At 46.9% G+C, this 19,847-nt stretch carries 20 protein-coding genes; 9 read left to right on the top strand and 11 right to left on the bottom strand.

Annotated elements, in window-relative coordinates; all coding sequences use genetic code 11:
- Positions 1-483: 483 nt before the first annotated feature.
- Together QUA27_RS19470 and QUA27_RS19475 are read right to left on the bottom strand one after the other, a co-directional pair.
- Positions 484-1,206 carry a pyridoxine 5'-phosphate synthase gene (locus QUA27_RS19470; RefSeq protein WP_333069831.1) on the bottom strand — a complete coding sequence of 241 codons (723 nt, stop codon included), beginning with the start codon at positions 1,204-1,206 and terminating at the stop codon, positions 484-486.
- 62 nt (positions 1,207-1,268) lie between these two features.
- Positions 1,269-2,051, bottom strand: a complete 783-nt coding sequence (locus QUA27_RS19475) for a nucleotidyltransferase domain-containing protein (protein WP_333069833.1) — start codon at positions 2,049-2,051, stop codon at positions 1,269-1,271.
- Positions 2,052-2,346: 295 nt separating this feature from the next.
- Here QUA27_RS19475 and QUA27_RS19480 point away from each other — a divergent pair, with 295 nt between their 5' ends.
- The 5 genes from QUA27_RS19480 to QUA27_RS19500 all read left to right on the top strand — a co-directional run bounded on the left by QUA27_RS19480 (position 2,347) and on the right by QUA27_RS19500 (position 9,663).
- Complete coding sequence (locus QUA27_RS19480; RefSeq protein WP_333069834.1) at positions 2,347-3,207, top strand: Tab2/Atab2 family RNA-binding protein; 861 nt, start codon at positions 2,347-2,349, stop codon at positions 3,205-3,207.
- A gap of 447 nt (positions 3,208-3,654) precedes the next feature.
- Positions 3,655-4,950 (top strand): TldD/PmbA family protein, encoded by a 1,296-nt coding sequence (locus QUA27_RS19485; RefSeq protein WP_333069835.1) that lies wholly within the window; start codon positions 3,655-3,657, stop codon positions 4,948-4,950.
- Between the two features lie 106 nt (positions 4,951-5,056).
- Complete coding sequence (locus QUA27_RS19490) at positions 5,057-6,013, top strand: GDSL-type esterase/lipase family protein (protein ID WP_333069836.1); 957 nt, start codon at positions 5,057-5,059, stop codon at positions 6,011-6,013.
- A 14-nt stretch (positions 6,014-6,027) separates the two neighbouring features.
- Positions 6,028-6,726 (top strand): haloacid dehalogenase type II, encoded by a 699-nt coding sequence (locus tag QUA27_RS19495; protein WP_333069837.1) that lies wholly within the window; start codon positions 6,028-6,030, stop codon positions 6,724-6,726.
- A 123-nt stretch (positions 6,727-6,849) separates the two neighbouring features.
- Positions 6,850-9,663 carry a chloride channel protein gene (locus QUA27_RS19500; RefSeq protein ID WP_333069838.1) on the top strand — a complete coding sequence of 938 codons (2,814 nt, stop codon included), beginning with the start codon at positions 6,850-6,852 and terminating at the stop codon, positions 9,661-9,663.
- Between the two features lie 584 nt (positions 9,664-10,247).
- On the opposite strand, the gene QUA27_RS19505 is transcribed toward QUA27_RS19500, so the two are convergent.
- Entirely contained in the window at positions 10,248-10,496 is a 249-nt protein-coding gene (locus QUA27_RS19505; protein ID WP_333069839.1) for a hypothetical protein, read from the bottom strand.
- A gap of 20 nt (positions 10,497-10,516) precedes the next feature.
- Here QUA27_RS19505 and QUA27_RS19510 point away from each other — a divergent pair, with 20 nt between their 5' ends.
- The gene (locus QUA27_RS19510) at positions 10,517-10,654 is read left to right on the top strand and encodes a hypothetical protein (RefSeq protein WP_333069840.1); all 138 of its coding nucleotides are present in this window, start codon (positions 10,517-10,519) and stop codon (positions 10,652-10,654) included.
- Positions 10,655-10,673: 19 nt separating this feature from the next.
- Here QUA27_RS19510 and QUA27_RS19515 read toward each other — a convergent pair whose 3' ends face one another.
- The 3 genes from QUA27_RS19515 to QUA27_RS19525 form a co-directional block, all read right to left on the bottom strand.
- Positions 10,674-10,940, bottom strand: a complete 267-nt coding sequence (locus tag QUA27_RS19515) for a hypothetical protein (RefSeq protein WP_333069842.1) — start codon at positions 10,938-10,940, stop codon at positions 10,674-10,676.
- 112 nt (positions 10,941-11,052) lie between these two features.
- Positions 11,053-11,463 (bottom strand): hypothetical protein, encoded by a 411-nt coding sequence (locus QUA27_RS19520; protein ID WP_015176250.1) that lies wholly within the window; start codon positions 11,461-11,463, stop codon positions 11,053-11,055.
- Positions 11,464-11,852: 389 nt separating this feature from the next.
- Positions 11,853-12,638: a PspA/IM30 family protein gene (locus QUA27_RS19525; protein ID WP_015176249.1), complete on the bottom strand. Its 786-nt coding sequence runs from the start codon at positions 12,636-12,638 to the stop codon at positions 11,853-11,855.
- A 70-nt stretch (positions 12,639-12,708) separates the two neighbouring features.
- Between QUA27_RS19525 and QUA27_RS19530 the strand changes: the two genes are divergently transcribed.
- Complete coding sequence (locus QUA27_RS19530) at positions 12,709-12,885, top strand: hypothetical protein (RefSeq protein ID WP_333069845.1); 177 nt, start codon at positions 12,709-12,711, stop codon at positions 12,883-12,885.
- 54 nt (positions 12,886-12,939) lie between these two features.
- Here the strand turns inward: QUA27_RS19530 and QUA27_RS19535 are convergent, their stop codons facing one another.
- The 3 genes from QUA27_RS19535 to QUA27_RS19545 form a co-directional block, all read right to left on the bottom strand.
- Positions 12,940-13,644 (bottom strand): PspA/IM30 family protein, encoded by a 705-nt coding sequence (locus QUA27_RS19535; RefSeq protein WP_333069846.1) that lies wholly within the window; start codon positions 13,642-13,644, stop codon positions 12,940-12,942.
- A 144-nt stretch (positions 13,645-13,788) separates the two neighbouring features.
- Complete coding sequence (locus QUA27_RS19540; RefSeq protein ID WP_333069847.1) at positions 13,789-14,997, bottom strand: SPOR domain-containing protein; 1,209 nt, start codon at positions 14,995-14,997, stop codon at positions 13,789-13,791.
- A gap of 60 nt (positions 14,998-15,057) precedes the next feature.
- The gene (locus tag QUA27_RS19545; protein WP_333069848.1) at positions 15,058-16,272 is read right to left on the bottom strand and encodes an RNA-guided endonuclease InsQ/TnpB family protein; all 1,215 of its coding nucleotides are present in this window, start codon (positions 16,270-16,272) and stop codon (positions 15,058-15,060) included.
- Positions 16,273-16,822: 550 nt separating this feature from the next.
- Between QUA27_RS19545 and QUA27_RS19550 the strand changes: the two genes are divergently transcribed.
- Positions 16,823-17,152, top strand: coding sequence for a hypothetical protein (locus QUA27_RS19550; protein ID WP_333069849.1), 330 nt, complete (start codon positions 16,823-16,825; stop codon positions 17,150-17,152).
- 223 nt (positions 17,153-17,375) lie between these two features.
- On the opposite strand, the gene menB is transcribed toward QUA27_RS19550, so the two are convergent.
- Together menB and QUA27_RS19560 are read right to left on the bottom strand one after the other, a co-directional pair.
- Positions 17,376-18,209: a 1,4-dihydroxy-2-naphthoyl-CoA synthase gene (gene menB / locus QUA27_RS19555; RefSeq protein WP_333069851.1), complete on the bottom strand. Its 834-nt coding sequence runs from the start codon at positions 18,207-18,209 to the stop codon at positions 17,376-17,378.
- 309 nt (positions 18,210-18,518) lie between these two features.
- A complete protein-coding gene (locus tag QUA27_RS19560) occupies positions 18,519-19,115 on the bottom strand; it encodes a TerB family tellurite resistance protein (RefSeq protein ID WP_333069852.1) in 597 nt (198 codons plus the stop codon).
- A 78-nt stretch (positions 19,116-19,193) separates the two neighbouring features.
- Between QUA27_RS19560 and tadA the strand changes: the two genes are divergently transcribed.
- Positions 19,194-19,694 (top strand): tRNA adenosine(34) deaminase TadA, encoded by a 501-nt coding sequence (gene tadA / locus QUA27_RS19565; protein ID WP_333069854.1) that lies wholly within the window; start codon positions 19,194-19,196, stop codon positions 19,692-19,694.
- Positions 19,695-19,847 lie beyond the last annotated feature (153 nt).

Below are 19,847 nucleotides of genomic sequence, written 5' to 3' on the forward strand. Positions count from 1 at the left end.
AGCATATAGGATACACGTAAATATCCCGTACTTGCACAAAACCTGCGGGTAGCCAATTGGCAGTGCGGGAGCTAAGTAGTAGCCTTAGTTTGTCGGGACATTTTAATGATACTCCTTACGCATAATATCATCAAAGAATATTAGTAATTTGGTCGAGGAAAATTAAAGCTTTTTCCGAGGATCTTCTTGCTAAAGAAATGCCCATACCCAAAAAACGCGGTGTCTGGGGTTCCGGCTCTGCCTTGCTATTAGAAAGCCGCTAGCACCCCCACAGGGTGACAGCCCCTAGTTTTACTTTGTTTTTAACGATCGCCTAATTATCTAGGGCGCTGCAAACTTCACCTGACCATATTTGTAGCGTGTTAAACTCTTTTTTACGTAAGTTTTCAACCTGTATATTTGGAGGGCGGATTTAGTTATTTTTTCTGATAAAAACGAGTTGATTACTCCAAAATCCGCCCTCCCACATGAGGTTAATTCATCTTACGAACCTGCCAGGATTTTTAGGTAAGCTTGTACTGTGTTGAACAAACCCATTTCTAGCGCTTCCGCAATTAAAGCATGACCAATTGATACTTCTAGTATATCAGGAATAGAGCAAAATTTAGCTAAGTTTTGCAAATTTAAATCATGTCCGGCATTCAGTCCCAAACCTGCTGATTGAGCGGCTTGAGCGGCTAAAACATATTGTTGAAAAACAAATTCTACTCTACCTTCGCGAAAAGCCGTCGCGTAGGGTTCCGTGTACAATTCTACTCTATCTGCTCCAACTTCTTTTGCTAGCGGCATGAGAGCAGCATCTGCGTCCATAAATAAGCTGACTCTGATGCCATGGTCTTTTAATTTTTCAATGATTGGTAAGAGGCGATCGCGATTTTCGGGAATATTCCAACCGCTATCCGATGTTAGCACGTCTGGAGCGTCTGGGACTAAGGTACACTGATCGGGTTTTACGTCGCAAACTATATCCATAAATGGCGGCTGAAACGGGTTTCCTTCGATATTAAACTCGACGGTTAGCATTTTGGCTAATTCGTAAACATCGGCAGCTTTGATGTGCCTTTCGTCGGGGCGGGGGTGGACTGTAACGCCGTGGGCTCCGGCGGCAATTACTGTTTTTGCGGCTTCGGTAACGCTGGGGATGCCGATATTTCGAGAGTTTCTGAGGAGGGCGATTCTGTTGATGTTGACGCTGAGTTTTGTCACGGGATGTTAATCTTTAAGGTTGATGCTACTATATTAATCGCTTTCACGAAACCTTGAACGCATTACGGTAATGTTAGGGCATTTTTAGAAGAAAATTTAGCTTCGACCAGCGGTAAGGTTTCTGCAAAAAAAGCCTCAGCTATTTGCTGTTTGACTGACAAATCTTCAAGATTTGCAATGCAGAAAAGCGGTGCGACGCGATCGACTATTTCGGGCGAAAAGTCTCGGCTAAAATATTTTAGTTCAAAGTCGTATCTGTGTGGACGGTAAATCATACCCAGCAGTTCGACTAAGGGTAGAAGCGTCCAATTATGATAGTTGCCGATCGCATCTACTAAATGTCCGCGATAAATCTCTTTTTTTACCAGAGGTTGCAGCAAATCAAAACGGATTTTTATTTCGTCTAATCGGGTTCGCATTTGGGATAAATGCTGGTTTTTATCCAAAGGAGGCGGGACAATTAGATTAGCTTTGTCAAAGGCGATCGGCACTTTTCCGTGTCTCTCTATTTCCAAGAAATCGTTGCGGCTGCTGCGCCGGAAAACGGCAAAATCAATTAGCAAAAACGGCGGGGTTTCTTTGAGCCGCCAGAAGCACTGCGACTGACCGTGCCAAGCGGGTTCGGGAACTCGATATTTCAGTTCAATTTCGCCAATTTCTGCGAGGGCTTTTTCAACAATATCAAATGTTTCTTCCACGCAGTTATCTTCAACCACAACCGCAATATCGAGGTCTGACCACTCGTCGGTGTATCCGTGGGCTGCTGAACCTCCTTGCCACAAAGCGAGAACAAAATCTAAAGGTTGTAAGGTGGAAACAATCTTTTCGAGAATGATTTGTCTCATGGAATCAAGCTATACTGTTTGTTTTCCCTAGCTTGCACAAGTTTAACAAACGATCGCGGGTTGAGATTGCTCCGCTAGAGTTCTCCGAGGAGTTGCTAATGCTTCCGGTTGTGCACTCCTGCCAAAAATTACACGGGAATCTGCAAGGGAAAGTGGCAATCTTTGGGAAAGTGCGTGAAGCGAAGCTATCCCGTAGGGAATCGCCCGCGATTGAAAATCAATCTTAAATTGTCAGAATCAGAAACTTGTCCCCTGTCCGGTAACATGAGAAAGGATTAATTTTTAACAGCGCGGCATGGCTACTATTTGGGAACTCGACTTTTACAGCCGTCCAATCATAGACGAGCGAGAGAAAAAAAAATGGGAAGTGTTGATCTGCGAAAGCCCGCTGAATGTAGGCGACAAGGCCGACTCTCTGTTTCGCTACTCGCAATTCTGCTCCAGTTCTACCGTGAATTCCCTGTGGCTGGCGGGTGCAATTAAAGAGGCGATCGCCGCAGCACCGAAACGACCCGAAAAAATTCGCTTTTTCCGCCGCCAAATGGCGAACATGATTACCAAAGCCTGCGAGGATTTGGACATTCCCGCAGCCTGCAGCCGCCGCACCCTCGCTCTCAGCCTGTGGCTGGAAGAACGGATGCAAGACGTTTATCCCGCCGAACCGGGCTATCAACCGGTTGTGAACCCAAGTGTTCAATTTATACCCGAAACGCCAGTTGCGCTGCCGGATGCTTTAATCGGCGAAAAATGGGCGTTTGTGAGTTTGCCGATCGCAGCTTTTGACGAAATGTCCGAGTGGGATATCGGATTTGGCGAAGCTTTCGGACTGCCGATGACACGCCTCGCCCCAGAAACGCAAATTCCGGGACTAATTATCTACTCGTCGAGAGCAACAGCTTTGGCAGGTTGGATGTCGGGGTTGGAGTTGGCTTTTCTGAAATTTGAGAGCGGCCCACCTGCTAGGCTGGTATTAGATACGGGAGCTAACGATCGCTGGATTTTAGCTAATCTCAGAGACGCAGCAACTGAGAGAGAAGCGAAAGGATTTGAAGCCGCTAAAAAGCAAGCAAAAAAAGTACATTTCTTAGCAATTCAGTCGAATACCGAATCGGAATCTTTTGCAGGATTTTGGCTGCTGCACGAACTAACTATTTAGTTGATTGCTTGGCAATAACTGATATCGGGCAGCAGCCAAAATCAGATTTAAGCAACCGGTTTTTTTCAGGAAAAATCTCGGCTTTTAGATCTGAACCGCAGCAAAAAAGTCGGTTTCTAACCGCAGCCAAAAACAGATACCTTCCCACGTACTCCTGTCGTGGAGATATTAAGATTTTAGGTTCTAGTTCAAGTTCCCAGATTCACCTGTTGAGTAAATCTAAAACCTAAAATCTCAAAGCTAAAATCGACGCTAAGCGGTTGGCAAGATGGAAACAATCACAAATGCGTACAATATTGCGATCGCGCATTCTACCAGTTTCCCCAAAGAATCTAAATGTAGACCCGTACTCCGAACGCATATCCAGTAAGTCCTTGCCAATTCTTTAATCGAAAATCGAAAATCGAAAATGGTATTACCATCGCCCATTACCAACCACCGAGAACAATGACCAATCAGCAATCAGCAGAACAACTGTTAGAACTAGCCACCAAAGCAGGTGCAGAAGCTGCTGAGGTATTGGAATCGCAATCGCTCTCACGGCCGGTCTTTTTTGAAGCAAACCGCCTCAAACAGCTAGAAACCGCCCAAGCAGAAGGCATTGCACTGCGGCTATGGCGGGATGGGCGGCCGGGTTTGGCGGTGGCTTACGGGCCTGTGGAACTACAAATTTTGGTGGACAGGGCGATCGCGCTTTCGCAACTTAACGAACCGGAAACCATCGAACTCGGCACCGGTGAGAAAGTTGTTTATCCCGATCTCGGAGTGTCAGTGTCGGCCGAACAGCTAGTAAACTGGGGCAAAGAGGCGATTGCGATCGTCCGCGAAGCCTATCCAGAAAGCCTCTGCACCGCCGAACTCGACTGCGAAATCGAGAGCACCCGCTTGGTGAACACCAAAGGCTTGGATTCGAGTCACACCGATACCACCCTCAGCGGTTACTTATCAGCAGAATTAGTACGGGGTGAAGATTTCCTCAACATTTGGGAAGGCGAAACCGAACGCGGTACCCTCGACTTAAACACCAGCGCCAAGCGGGTTTTGCAGCGTTTAGAATGGGCGAAAGACAATGTAGCCCCCCCCACGGGCCGCGTGCCGGTGCTATTTACAGCCAAAGCCGCCGATTTGCTGTGGGGGACTGTGTGTGCGGCGTTGAACGGCAAACAGGTACTCGAAGGCGCTTCGCCTTGGAACGATCGATTAGGCCAACAAGTGACATCGCCGCTTGTCACCCTCTCGCAGCAGCCAGATATCGGGCCCTATAGCTGTCCCTTTGACGACGAAGGTACTCCCACTCGGGCGATCGTCTTTATCAACAGCGGAGTGTTGCAGCTATTTTATACCGATCGCACCACCGGTCGAGCCTTGGGTAGCGGCACCACCGGCAACGGATTTCGCCCGGGTTTAGGCAGCTATCCGACACCGAGTTTGTTCAATGTTTTGATTAAACCAGGTTCGCTTTCGCTAATCGATTTAATCGCTCAATTAGACGACGGAATTGTAGTCGATCAAATGCTTGGTGGCAGTGCCGGAATTTCCGGCGATTTTTCAATTAATGTCGATCTCGGCTACCGAGTCAAAAAAGGTCAAATAGTCGGCAGAATCAAAGACACAATGGTAGCCGGCAACGTTTACAGCGTCCTCAAACAATTGGTAGAATTGGGAGGAGACTCCGAGTGGAACGGTTCTTGCCACACACCCTCTGTAATTGTAGAGGGATTGTCCGTCATCGGCAAGAATTAAAGGCAGTTGGCAGTTGTTAGTTATTAGTAATCATCAATCATCAGTTAACAGTCAACAGTCACGAATTCCCATTCCCAATTCCCAATTCCCACTTCCCAGACATAATATGCGTATTTGTTTTATCGGCGATTCTTTTGTAAACGGTACTGGCGATCCAAAATGTCTCGGTTGGACAGGACGGATTTGCGCTGCCGCTTGCGGACAAGGACACGATATTACCTACTACAATTTAGGAATAAGGGGAGAAACCAGTGCCGATATAGAAACTCGTTGGTTCAGCGAAGTTTCTTGCCGCTTACCTCACTACAGCGACGGCCGAATCGTACTTTCCTTTGGCGTCAATGACACTCACCTAGAAAAAGAAAAAAATCGCATAGAAGTTGAGAACTCAATTGAAAATGCCCGAGCTATTCTCACGTCAGCCAAAGAAATATTTCCAGTATTAATGGTAGGGCCACCGCCAGTTATCGATGCCGATCGCACAAGCCGGATTGCCAACTTATCCGAACAGTTTTCCCAAGTTTGCAGCGAATTAGACGTGCCTTATCTAGATGTTTGCACGCCACTGCAAAAATCAGAAATTTGGCAAAAAGAACTTACCGAAAACGATGGCTCCCATCCCCGCGCCGCCGGTTACGCTGAATTGGCTAAAATAGTTCACAATTGGAGCGGTTGGAAGGCTTGGTTTAAAAATATCAATATATCAGAGGAAGAAACAATAACGCTGTTCCGAGCAGTCGGAAAAAAAGAAATGGAACTGATTAAAGAAAGCGATTTTAGGGAATTTCCCCCGCGCTTATCTTTCCAGCCTACTTTTTATCCCGTGCTTCAAAAAGCCTATGCCATACAAGTCGCGCGAGATTGGAATACAAAAGATGCAGCCTCGGGATATTTCGGCTATGTTACCTGCTTTCGAGTGGCGGCAGAATTCTTGGAAAAATATCCCGTACAAACGGTGGGCAGTTCTAGTCACCAAGAATATTGGATTCCCGCAGAAGAATTGGCTCAATTCAATCAAAATATTGTGGGAAAAATTGAAATTTTTGCTGAATATCAACCCTAAAGTAGGAGCGAAGTATGCTGGAATTCAATCAATTTCAAGTGGTGAGTTTTGACTGCTACGGTACTCTGATAGATTGGGAAAGAGGGATATTGCCCGCCTTGAAACAATGGCTGTCAAATCGGGAAAGTGATTTTAGCGAATACGGCATTTTAGAGCTTTTTGCTGCGGTCGAGTCAGAATTAGAAAATCAGAATCATCCTTATATAAAATATCGGGATATTTTGCAAAAAATAGTTAAAAGTTTTGGTAAAAAAAATGATTTTGCAGCGACAGAAACAGAAATAAACTGTTTGGTTGATTCCGTCAAAAATTGGCAACCATTGCCCGATACCGTTGCAGCATTGGAAGCACTCAAGCAGAAATACAAACTGGCAGTAATTTCCAATATAGACGATGACTTGTTTGCTGGTACAGCCAAACACTTAAAAGTTGAATTCGACTGGCTGATTACTGCGGAACAAGTGCGCTCGTACAAACCGTCAATTCGCAACTTTGAAATAGCCCTAGAAACAATGGGAATTTCTACTGACAAACTCCTGCATGTTGCTCAGAGCATCTATCATGATATTGTACCGGCCGCATCCATGGGAATCTCAACGGTTTGGGTAAATCGCAGACACGACAAAGCAGGATTTGGGGCGACACTGCCGGCCAGCGGCCAGCATAATTTAGAAGTACCGGATTTGAAAACATTGGTGGAGGCTATAGGATAAAAAAATCCCAGATTAATATTAAATACGGTAGCATCGGAATTACAGCAGATTTCAGGTAAGTGTCGAGCGATTTTTCGTTAAAGTGCGATCGAGCAGACAATTCTCAGGCTATCTACGCTATTTATGCCGTACATAACTATCCCTAAACAACTGAGGGAACCTTCCAGGGTCATCGAGTCTCAACTGTTTTTACGACCGAAACGCCTCGCTATTTTTGAAGCTTGTCTGATCGGTTTAATTTCAGGGCTGGCTGGGGTTTTGCTCAAATCAGGAGTCGGATGGCTCGGCAGTTGGCGAGTTGCTACCTCGACATTAATCCCAGCTTGGATATTGCTTCCGGCTGTCGGTTTATGTGGTGGGTTGCTGACAGGTTTCTTGGTGGAGCGTTTTGCTCCCGAAACTGCCGGCAGCGGCATTCCTCACGTCAAAGCTGCTCTGGGCGGCGTCAATCTTGCCTTAGATTTGCGGGTAGCTATCGCCAAACTTCTGACCACTATTTTAGCAGTTGGTTCCGGTTTAACTTTAGGAAGGCAAGGCCCCACTGTGCAAATAGGAGCATCTTTGGCCGGCTGGATAGGTCACTTGATGCCTACTTCCCCAGACTACCGCCGACAATTGATTGCTTGCGGTGCTGCTGCGGGATTGGCTGCGGGTTTCAACGCTCCGATTGCAGGAGTTTTGTTTGTAGTTGAAGAACTGTTGTATGACGTTTCGGGATTGACTTTAGGGACTGCAATTATCGCTTCCTTTATCGGTGCAGTTGTCTCGCAGCTTTTGGGCGGCGATAGTTTAAATTTGAACCTTCGCGAGTACCCCAGCAGTTTTGAAGCTCAGGAAATTCCGTTCTACATACTGTTAGGAGTTTTAGCGGGATTGCTGGGAGCTTGCTTCAGCAAAGGAATTATTGCTAGCTTGCAGTTTAACAGGCGATCGCTCAAATTAGCTTTGCCCGCGCGAGTGGCTCTAGCTGGTATCATCTGCGGTTCAGTAATAGCTCTCCTCCCAGAAACTTTCCGCAACAATACGGGTTTGCGAGAGTTTCTGCTGACCGGAGAAGCAAGCGGAATAACGAGTTTAATTGCTTTTATAGCTCACTTTTTCCTGACAATTATTTCCGCCGCTTCTGGAGCTCCGGGAGGATTGTTCTCCCCTTCCCTAGTTATGGGTTCTGCACTAGGTCACATGGTGGGCATTGTGCAGGCAGATTCCCTGGGCGTAGGTTTGCCGGTAACTTACGCTTTGGCGGGAATGGGAGCATTTTTTTGCGCGGTTACTAGAGCACCGATTACTGCGGTAGTAATTGTGTTTGAAATTACGGCGGATTTCAAATTAGTGCTGCCTTTGATGATCTGTTGTGTAGTTGCTTATTTAGTCGCAGAAAAGGTAGACAGTGGCTCGCTGTATACTCACCTTTTGGAGTTTAACGGCATTCAACTGACAAAGGCAAAAGCTGCAAGCAATACTTTGAGCGACTTGTACGCAGATGACGTGATGCAGCGCCGAGTTGAAACTCTTTCGAGTTTGCTGACTTTCGATGAAGTGATCCAGGCATTTTCGCGATCGCACCACCGAGGATTTCCAGTCGTTGAAGATGGCAAATTAGTCGGAATTGTCAGTCAAACCGATTTGGCAAAAGCCAGCGAGTGCAATTTGCCCGGCAACTCGCTGCTCAAAGAATTTATGACTGTACAGCCGATCGCAGTCAAAGCAAGCGATACTTTAAGCGAGGTATTGTACAGGCTTAACAACTACAATATCAGCCGCTTGCCCGTCGTAGAAGGCCGACGTTTGGTGGGAATTATTACCCGCAGCGACATTATCCGAGTTGAATCCGATCGCCTCAGCGGAGAAACAGCCCAGGGCCCGCATCCAGAACCTTCCTATGTTGTCTATCAAACCAGAGCTCCGCAAGTCGGAAACGGCCGCTTATTAGTGCCGCTTTCCAACCCCCAGACAGCACCCGCTTTGCTGCGGCTGGCGGCCGCGATCGCGCGCGATCGTAATTACGAATTAGAATGCCTGCAAATCATCTTAGTACCGCGCAACAGTTCCCCCTCAGAAACCACTGTGCGGACAACAAAAAGCCGCCGCCTGCTGCAACAAGCCGAACGAATTATTCGCAATTGGAACTTGCCTGTACACACCCAAATACGGGTAGCTCATGACGTACCTCACGCGATTTTAGAGACAATTAAGGAGCGACATATCGATTTAATTTTGATGGGATGGCAAGGCGAAAAATCCACCACGGGACGCATTTTTGGTGATGTGGTCGATACCGTAATTCGGCAAGCCGGCTGCGAGGTTATTTTGGTTAAATGGAGCGAAAAAATATTAGCCAACCGCCAGAAAAATGAGTTTTCTACCGCTCTTGACGGGGGGAAATATGCGTCTATAGAATGCGACTTAAATCCCGAAATAGTTGACGGCGCAGATCATCCCAAATTGGCGAGATCCTCAGATTCATCAGCGACTCCAGAGACTGAACTTTCCCCGCCGAATTCAGACATTCCAGGGCCAGAATTGGGACTGCACACCCTGATGGGTTTGCACCGCTGGTTGGTTCCTATTCGGGGCGGTTACAAGCAAGCTGCAGCTTTGCGGCTGCTACCTGCTTTGGTGGCTGCGAGTGCTGTACCGGAGATTAAATTGTGTCAGGTTCACCAGCCTTCTGTTGCAGAACCCGATCGCGGGGAATTAAAGCAAGCGGCGGAGTTTATCAAGCGCCGGGTTAGCTGTTCGATAATAGCGACTTCGGTTTGCGCTAAATCGGTTTCTGATGCTTTAATTGATTTGGCTCAGAACGATCAGTGCGATGCGATCGTCTTGGGAGCTAGCCGTGAAGGGCTGCTGAAGCAGGTGATTCACGGGAACATTCCGGAATCTGTGGCGCGGGGGTGCGACTGTACAGTCATTTTAGTGCGATCGGCCTCTTAGCAAATTCATACCATTTTAGTCTTGTTTCCAGACAGACCTCCTAAATAATTAGACTTTAAATAATTATGGGTTACAGCTAGATATTTTTCCTAACGCAAAGGAGTTTTCCTTGATTACATTCCAATTTAATAAAGAACTCTCCATGCCTTTTTCCGCTTCTGCTTCACAACCGCTAAATTCTCGCTTTCCTTTTATTTTTAACACTCAATTGCTTAGTAAGTGATGTATAATAATGCAAAGCAAAAAACAGATTAATTCCAAAAAACACCAAAGTTAAAACAAAGGTAAAAAAAGAGGTAAACGACAGCCTGGAAGTCATCGTAAACATCGCCAAAATGATGGAGCAAAGCCCAAAACCTGCAGCAAAAGAACTTAAAAGCAGCAACCGTACCCTAGACATAGTTTTATTGAAAAATTATCAGTAAAATACACTTTTGGCACCTAACGATGAGTGCCAAATGATAATTATTACTATATAGCGAAATTGCTCAGTTCCGCCAAGGACAAAACGACTGCTTTCCTCAAAAGGTTTGAATTATACAAAAAAATACAGCCCGCGCTCTTGTAAACTCGTGTTGCTCGACTTAATACCAATCAAAGGAATTCCCCAGCCCAAGCTGAGCATTCCACCTTTCGCTGTACAGCCAGCGCAGGTGCAATCCCGCTGACAGCAAACTATTCGTTTCCAAAACCGCGCTTCCCCTAGGATTCAAAACATTGCCAAAATCCACAAACGGCGTCACCTGCAAAACTCCTTGTTTGTCGTCGGTGCGCTTGCATCGGATACCGCAACTCGCCTGAATCAAAAATCCCGCTATCGACCAGCATTGCATCCTGACGGTAGCCCTGCAATGTGTCTGAGCCTCCTATACGGAATTGTTCGATCGCCAAAAGCTCTGCCTCAGCCAATTTCACATCACCGCCCGCAGCAGCCTCTCACGAGCCAACCACCGCACGTACTGCAATTGACCCCCGCCAAGTCAAAAATTGACTGTCTGAGCTCCTGCTGCTCACCGTAACGCCAAATGCTGCCATTCCCAGAGTGAACTGCGATCGCGTCGCCAAGACATATCTCCCCTTTGAGTAAAATCCTGAAACAGCCTCAGCACCGCAACCGGATTTCTACCCCGATTATCTGCTTCCGGCGACAGTGGAAAATCCTTTGGCAGCAAAGATGTATCGCTTTCTCGACTGCGGGTACCAATATTGATCGCGATTTCTTTTCTGGGATTTTGCACGATCGGCTCGCGGTAAATCAACTGCCAACTACTTCCCATCGATCAACTTTTATCGTACCCGGCATATTAGCAATTCTGCAGGCTGTGCCAGTGGGGGAAAAGCAGGTGGCAAAAGCTGTTCGCCTGAAGGCAAGGGCTTTGGTGTCGCGGGTTATGGGAGAGGAGCCGGATTTGGCAGCCGCGGGTTAGGAATCGGAAATTCGTGTCTATTTTCTCCTCGGTTCGGCAATTGAGGGAGAGTTTCTGCAGGCTCACTTTGGGTCGATCGATCAAACTCCGGGATGCTATTTTCTTGCTCTTTACTGCCTCTATCTAATTCTGAACCCGAGTATAAATCACGAAGCCGATCGCGATCGTCTGCTGTTTCTTGATTTAGTTTTAATTGAGACAGTAAATTATCCTGTAAAATGGGCGCTTGCACCCCTGAGTCGGTAGCAACCATCGACTCGTTAACACTTAGAGCTGATAGCAGTGCGGGACAAATAGCTGCAATTGAAAAACCAAGTGCTAATGCCTTGAAAAACTTGATTTTACAAAAGCCTCTAGAAAATTGCACGGGCATGACAGATTAGCGATATTTGATAGTTATTTACACTTACGATCGGGCGCGGCCGACGCAATTGCAAGGAATAAAATTACTTTATCACTTTTTAAAGAGTTTATTTCTTAAATCAATATAAAGATAGTTGACAGCACTCCTGTTTTGTGTATTCAAAAATTACTAAAAAACTCTTATCTCCCAAGCTACACTTCTTGCAAGGAATAAAATTACTTTATCACTTTTTAAAGAGTTAATTTCTTAAGTCAATATAAAGATAGTTGACAGCACTTCTGTTTTGTGTATTCAAAAATTACTAAAAAAACTCCGACCTCCCAAGCTAGCCCTGTAGGTCGGCGGAGCATTCTATCAAACCAGCGATCTGAGAAATAGGTAAATTTTGATAGAGATTACTACATTTTATTGAGCTGCGATCGCAATTCTTCCAACTCAGCGTCAATCACCGGGCTCGACTCCGAGCTACTAGCTGCTGCCGTTTTACCCGCAGCCGGCAATTGACCTTGAGACACAGAACCCCCGGTCAGTTGAGCTTTCATCTGAGCCAACTCGTCGTCAACATCACCGCCGCTTTCGAGCAAGCGGAACTGTTCCTCTAAATTGCTGCTGCCGGCTGCCAATTCTGCCGAAGCCCCCGCGCGAGCTTCAATCTGCAAAACTTTTTCTTCCATGCGATCGAAAGCTGCCATTGAACTGCCAGTATTCAAGGTGCCAATGGTATTGTTGAGCTGTTCCTGAGCTTTAGCAGCGGATATCCTCGCTTTGAGCATATCCTTCTTAGTCTTAGCTTCGGAAATTTTGCTCTCCAAACCGATCAAGTTACGCTTGAGACTTTCCACCTGAGCCGATTGCTGATCCAGACTAGCTTTCAGCGTAGCCGCCGTTTCAGCGTGAGACTTTTTGCGAACTAGCGCTTCCCGGGCCAAAGTCTCGTCTCCTTTTTGCAGGGCTAGCTGAGCGCGCTGCTGCCACTGGTTAGACTGAGATTCAGCTTGATTGTACTGAGTCTGGGTGCGCTTTTGAGTAGCGATCGCGCTGGCAACGGCCTGACGCAACTGCACCAAGTCTTCCTGCATATCCGTAACAGACTGTTCTAAAATCTTTTCCGGGTCTTCAGCTTTATTGACCAGATCGTTAAGATTGGCTTTGACGACTCGGCTAATGCGGTCAAATAATCCCATAATGCTATTTTTCCTGGGTGAGGTGTACGAAGTAGGCGGAAAGGAGGCTTGATAGCCCTAGCCCGCAGTTGTGAAATTCACTCTTGTCAGATTTTTAGTGCGATTTAGTTTTTGGCAATTTTTGCAGACAGATAAATCCAGTTTAAAGCGATCGAGTAATGTGATGCAGGCAAGCTTATTCATGCACCTATCTATTGAGTTTAACGTCGATCCGGGAATTCCCCAACAGGCTTCGAGCCATCTCTAGCTAGGCTGTTGAGAAGTTTTTGCTCGTCCCGACTCTTGTTCTTTTGCCTGGGGTTCAGGATGCGGGCGGCTCGCTAGACGGCAATTTGGGTGTATTGTTGCCCGGAAGCATTTGTGCTTTCATTGCCGCCAACTCGGTATCCACATCGTCGGCACCTTCGAGAGAGAGAAACTTCTTTTCTAAATCATTAGTTCCGAGTTCTGCGATTGCTTCGGAGCGAGCTTCTAGCTGCATGACTTTCTCTTCCATCCGTTCAAACGCGCTCAAAGCGCTGCCGGTACTGAGATTTCCCATCATTTCTTGCAGCCTTTCCGACGATGCGGCCGATCGAGCTCGGGCAATGTACATATCTTTTTTAGATTTTGCCTCGGAAATTTTACTTTCGAGAGTCCGCATATTTTCTTTAAGTTTAGTCACAACAGCGTTCTGTTGTCCTAGGCTGGCTTTCATCGCCGTTGCCGTTTCTTGATAAGATTTCTTGCGCGTCAGAGCTTCCCGCGCCAAATTTTCCTCGCCTTTTTGCAAAGCTAGCTGCGCCCGCTGATGCCATTCTGCTGCTGTAGACTCAGCTTGGGAACACTGGCGTTCAGTGCGTTTTTGAGCTGCAATCGCTCCTGCCACAGCTTGTCTGAGCTGCACTAAATCTTCCTGCATATCCATTACAGCCTGTTCCAGAATTTTTTCTGGGTCTTCTGCAGCCCCGACCAAACTGTTAATATTGGCTCGAATCACTCGCCATAGGCGATCGAATAATCCCATTTTGCCAGTCTCCCGATTTTATTAAATTTTAGATTTAGGAGTGGGAATTGACAATTACAAAACCAATTTTGTGTTAGACAAAACATTCCTCATTGTCTAGCTTTGTCTAACAATTTAGTTAAAGTTTTTCACCCTTTACCTAATTTATGGCTGATAGTATTGTGGCTTCACCCCTTTTTCTTGGAGTTCTTTCGCCAAACGTTCTGCTGAGGCAGGATCGTTCAAAGCCCCCATTTGGATCTTGACACCCTTTGAGAAGTTCCGCACGTAGGCATCAGGAACTGCGGTTCTGGCTTGCTGCAGCGATTTTTCGCCTGTGTAATCGGTGACAACGTAATAAAAACCGTCAGTGGCCCGTGCAGGCCTTCCCAGCGGGGATGCGGCGGCTGGCGATGCTGTCGCCGGGGATGTGGCGGCAGGCTGCCCTGGGGATGGTGTTGGAGGCAGTGTCGGCAGTGTCGGCACTGGCTGCGCGGCACTGGGGCTGGGAGTGGGAAGCAAAGCCGTACTCAGATTGTTGAGTCCTTGTTCCCTGCCTCTGGCCGGGTTGCCGTCTTCTGTAGGAATTGGCACAGCCCCGCTGGGGCCCGGAGGCGCTGGCGGAGTTGGCGGGATTGATGCTTTTGGTGACGGGGAAGGAATCGGGCTGACTGTCGGCTGGACATTGCTGAGAGTGCTCAAATCTAGTTCTACAAATTCCTTGGATACCAGATTTGGAGCTTTCGGTAGTTCCTTGGTGCTGGTATCTGAGGTGGAAGTAGAGGCGGGACTGTCGGGAGAGGGTGAGGTGCGATCGAGCAAACGGTTCAGGCCTGCCATCTTAACTAGATTTGACGGGTACATAACTGCGTAGCCCAAAGCTGTGCACGACAGCAAAAATAGCAGCATCGAACTCAGTCCCAAGGGAGTTAACAAACTGGCTGCTAAACTGCGTTCTACCGCAGGCTCAGCTTTTGACTCGTCCAAACTTTCGATCAGTTTTTCGCTTGATTCGAGATAATTGTTGGGTGCGAAAGCACTGCTAGATAATTTTGTGCCACCCCTGGTAGTTGCTAGCGGGGCATCGCCCTGAGTGCCGGCAAGGGATAGGGGCAGCGATAGCGGCTGCTGAGTTTCTTCCGCAGTCTCCGGCGCCAAATTTTGGGCTAGCTGTTGCTCGGTTGTGGCTGTTTGCTTGCCGGTACGAACTGAGGGCGACACCCACTGTTCGGCCCGCCGCCTGTGCCTTCTGTATGTTGTCAGTTCTGCTTCTAGGTTTACATCTAAACTCCCCAGGACTGCTTGCAAAGCAGGCTTGATTGGGGTTGAAGAGGATTGATGATTTGGGGATTCAACCGAAGAACGCTTACTCATTAGCAAAACTCCTACCGCCTCTGAATTAATTTTAATGTTTTGATTTTGACACTCCCGGGCCTAAAGGCGTGGGGATTCTTGCTTCGCAGGGATTCCAATGAATTTACCCTCGGCAAGCATCTTGACCGTATGTCCTACGGCTGCAAGCCCTCGGTTGAGAACTACTTGTGCGGCTGCGACATCTCTGTCGGTTGTATAGCCGCAATTGTGACACGAGTGAGTTGGTTGTGATAACTCTTTTTTGCCTGTTTCGTTAAGGCAATTGGGACAGATTTGGCTAGTCTTTTTAGCATCTACTTTCTGGAAATACACACCGCGCTTAAAGCAAGTTTCCTCCAATATGTTGAAGAATTGCCCAAACCCAGCATCTAACCAGTGCTTACCTAACATCCCCGTTTTCAGTTCGACCAGATTAAGGTCTTCGACAAACACCATACCCGCGTCATCACAGATTTGATGTGACAACTTGCGATGCCAGTCTTTTCGGCAGTTTGCCACGTATTCATGCAGCAAAGCGACTTTTTTCTGAGCCTTTTTCCAATTATTTGACCCGATTTTTTTTCTAGTAACGCGCTGTTGCAGCAATTTAAGCTTGCGTTCTGCGTCAGCAAAAAACCTCGTTCTTTTAATTAAAAGCCCGTTAGAAGTTGCAATCAAATTAGTCAACCCTACATCAATTCCTACGGGATTGCCGTGAGGAATGATATCGGGAATTGAGACATCCCATTGCAAAGTCAACATTATATACCAGCCACTAGACCGTCTAACGACGCGAGCCTGTTTGACGATTGCGCCCTGGGGGATGGGACGCGACTGACAAAATTTTATCGAGCCAATTACAGGCAATTTAAAGCGGTTGCCTTGATGGAAAGTTGTACCCAACTGTGGGAAACTCAAAGACCTCAAAGCAGCCTGTTTTTTGAACCGAGGAAACCCGTGATTTTGCTCCCACATACTGACGAAAGCTTTTTCCAATCTCCGCAGCGTTTGTTGCAATACCTGAGCGTTGACTCGCTGCAATGCGGGGCTGGTCTTCCTGTATGCTGTTAAAGCCTTGCATTGACTTGAATAGGTCGGTCTAGGCTCCTCAGCAGGAATAATATACTCGGAGCCAATGGAGCAAGAGTTGATCTGACATTTGCGTGAGTTGTACCAGTCTTTGCGTTCTCTTAGGGCATAGTTGTACACCTTGCGGCACTGTTCTAGCCAATCTTCAAAAACTGCTATTTGTGTCGCTGTGGGCTTCAACTTAAATTCAAACGTCAAATTAAACACTTGCTTCACCTCCTTGACTTAGCATACAGCAAGTCTACAAATCGTCTAAGGATTTCTTAGAACCCATTAAAATCGCCCGCTTATGGGCGAGGCTCTCACCCCAAAATTCTGGTAGATATAGAGAAGAAGCTTAAAAACTTGCCTATTTTATGATTAGCTACTTTTGGTGTCAATGCAACAGGGACCCGATCGCCTGCTGTCGATCGCCGACAGCTATTTTTTATTTTCATTTGAAAACTGAATTATTGCTATTTTCGGGAGGCTGCTTACCGATACTATCAGCCATTTTTTGTATCCTAAGCTACTGCTTATTTGTTACCTCTCATACTCTTCGGACATTTATACTTTTTCTTGATCCCTAATGCTTTATAAACTTTTAACCTATGTTTTTACCTATACAATGAGCAAGCACCGAGCTAATTGTTTCTATATATAACGAGATTATAAATAAATTATAAAATTTAATTATGCTTCGGGGATCGCTACAACCCAGACAGCATAAAGGTTGGGATGCTCTAAAAGCTGCTAGCTCTACAAAGGAGAATTAGAGATGAAAATGATTTCCCGAAGAACTTTTATGCAAACCTCCTTAACTTCACCTTTAACTTCAGCTTGTGGTCACTGCCGTCACTATACCCCTGAGGGCAGACGCGGGGGTGTTTGCGCTTTACTAGGCGGTCCGGTTCAAAGTCACTGGAAAGCTTGTGCTTTAGCGGTTTCGCCTTTTAGATCATCTTGGGAAAACATAGAAGAAATTGGAATGTGGCAAGAATCGACTCTGACGCTGCAGGATGCCGCCGTCACTCTTTCCGAGCGCAATGCCTGCCAGCTTACAGGCACAACGTTAATCGAAAAATCGGCAGCAGCAGTCTCGGTCTAATTTGTCGGCTGCCCTGCGGCTCATACCATTTTCGATTTTCGATTGGGAAATCACTGATCATTATCATGGTTTGGATCTGACAAAGCAGTTTCATTCTTTTTGGGAACTGGTATCAATAGTCACACTTTTGGACGATCGGGTGCATTTGGCTTTACTAACTCATAAAAATCAGCAACATCTACTTTAATATGAGCGCATAAAAAAGACTGATTTCTCCATCCCGCTATGGCAGCCAAGGATATTGACTAAAATCAGGTTGCCGTTTTTCCAAAAAGGCTTGTTTGCCTTCGGCGCCTTCCTGGGTCATATAGTACAGCAAAGTGGCATTTCCTGCCAGTTCTTGCAAACCGGCTTGACCGTCGCAGTCGGCATTAAAAGCAGATTTCAAGCAGCGAATCGCGATCGGACTTTTTTCGAGAATTTCCGCAGCCCACTGCATCCCTTCTAGTTCTAGTTGTTCGACGGGCACGACGCAGTTGACTAAACCCATTTCTAGGGCTTGCTGCGCGCCGTACTGGCGACACAAAAACCAAATTTCTCTGGCTTTTTTCTGGCCGACGACTCTAGCAAGATAGCTAGCTCCGAAACCACCGTCGAAACTGCCGACTTTGGGGCCGGTCTGTCCGAAAATAGCATTGTCAGCAGCGATCGTCAAGTCGCAAATTAAGTGGAGAACGTGACCCCCTCCAATGGCGTAGCCTGCAACTAAAGCAATTACAACTTTGGGCATAGAGCGAATCAGCTTCTGCAAGTCGAGCACGTTCAAGCGGGGTATGCCACCTTCGTCTACATATCCCGCCGCACCCCGCACGCTTTGGTCGCCGCCGGCGCAAAAGGCGTATTTGCCGTCTGTATGAGGCCCCGCACCTGTGAAAAGGACAACGCCGATTTTTGTGTCTTCGCGGGCATCAGTAAAGGCATCGCACAGTTCCTGCACGGTTTTGGGACGGAAAGCATTCCGTTTGTGAGGTCGATTGATGGTAATTTTGGCGGTGCCGCCGCTTTTGTGATAGAGAATGTCTTCGTAGGTTTTGGCGGTTTGCCATTCAATTTGCATAATCAATCAATTTGAGATTTGAGATTGAGCTGGGTCAATCAAGGCAGCGACAAGTCGCTTTTAGATTTTAGAGGCATTCGGTTCAATGGGATACAAGGGTCGATCGACTCTTGCAAAAAAAAATAAAGCGGGAGTTATGCCGAAACCAGGTTTTTTACGAACATACGCCGTGCAACGCTCTTGGTAGGGGTTAAACAACCCGGTTTTTGAGGGTAACAGCGCCCAATTCCCATCTCAAATGGACACAGCGTCAAATCCTCGAACTCCTCTGTCACTAATGTTACTGCCCCAAAATTTATATGCGCTGGATTATTTGCGGAGTAAAATACTCAGCAAGTGCTTTGCTGCTTTGCCAAATACCGGATCGCGGGACTCGAATTCGCTGGGATCGAGTAAAGCTTGAACTTCGGCAAAAGCTTGTGAGTCGAGGGTTCCTTCTTTAGTAAATAAAGTGTCTAGGACTGCAATGTGTCTGGAGTCGAGGCCGAGCCGATTTGCGATCGACTGTAAGTACATTTGCTCCCGCATATCGATGTGTCCGTCGGCCGCTGACATTTCGTAGCCGGAACCGATAAGCAACAGTTTTTCTGATTCTGAGAACAAAGCTGTCAGGGTTAGCAATTCCGTGGGGTTGAAGTAAACCTGCTGTTTGGATACTCCTTTGACAAGGCGCTGAATTAGTTCTACCCGATCGCGGTCGCCGCTGGCAAAGGCTTTGAGAGTCTTTTGCAGTCGTTCTTCTTCTTCAACTGCGATCGTCCTGTCAATAATCATCACTCCGCGCAGGATGGAAATTAGAGCAGTCAGAAACACTACCAAAGGAGTGATATCTTGTTCGCGCAGTTTTTGCCGACTAATGCGGCACAACAGCTCAACAATTTCAGTGGTGATCGTCGTGGTGTCCATAATTAAAAATGACTTTCTATTAAGCTGTAATTTAACTTTCTTTCTCGATCTTAAGTTTTTCTGTTACGTAGGTATGACGTGAATTCTAAAACTGAGCCGTTGTTTATTAGTGATACTACTTATTTTATTCACAAACGCTGGATGACTAGGGCTGTGGAATTGGCGCAAGCAGCCGGTGATGCTGGTGAAGTACCCGTGGGTGCTGCAATTGTTGACGGTACTGGCAAATTGATTGCCGAAGCGCAAAATCGGCGAGAGCGAGACTGCGATCCGACTGCTCACGCTGAAATCTTGGCTTTGCGGGCGGCCGGCCAAGTTTTGCAAGACTGGCATCTTAACCAATGCACGCTCTACGTAACGCTGGAACCTTGCCCGATGTGCGCTGGTGCGATCGTCCAAGCTCGGATTGGCCTGCTGGTATACGGAGCAGATGACCCGAAAACTGGCACGATTCGGACGGCGGCTAATATTCCAGATAGCCCGCATTCGTGTCACCGCTTAGAGGTACTCGGCGGTATTATGGAGTCTGTTTGCCGCGATCAGTTGATTTCCTGGTTTGAAGCACGCCGGAAAAATTAACAGGTAAAATTTTTTACTTTCTTCGGGGCGATGTTTAATCGAAATTGACCATTTAGCTGAAATAATAGATCCGTAAGTGCGATTCGTTTAGCCGAAACCCGAAAGGGGGGATGGCTAGCATCGATGGGGTAAACCCTCTAGGGTTAGAGTTCG

Source organism: Microcoleus harperi Pol14_C6, assembly GCF_036701295.1.
Classification (GTDB): Bacteria; Cyanobacteriota; Cyanobacteriia; order Cyanobacteriales; family Microcoleaceae; genus Microcoleus.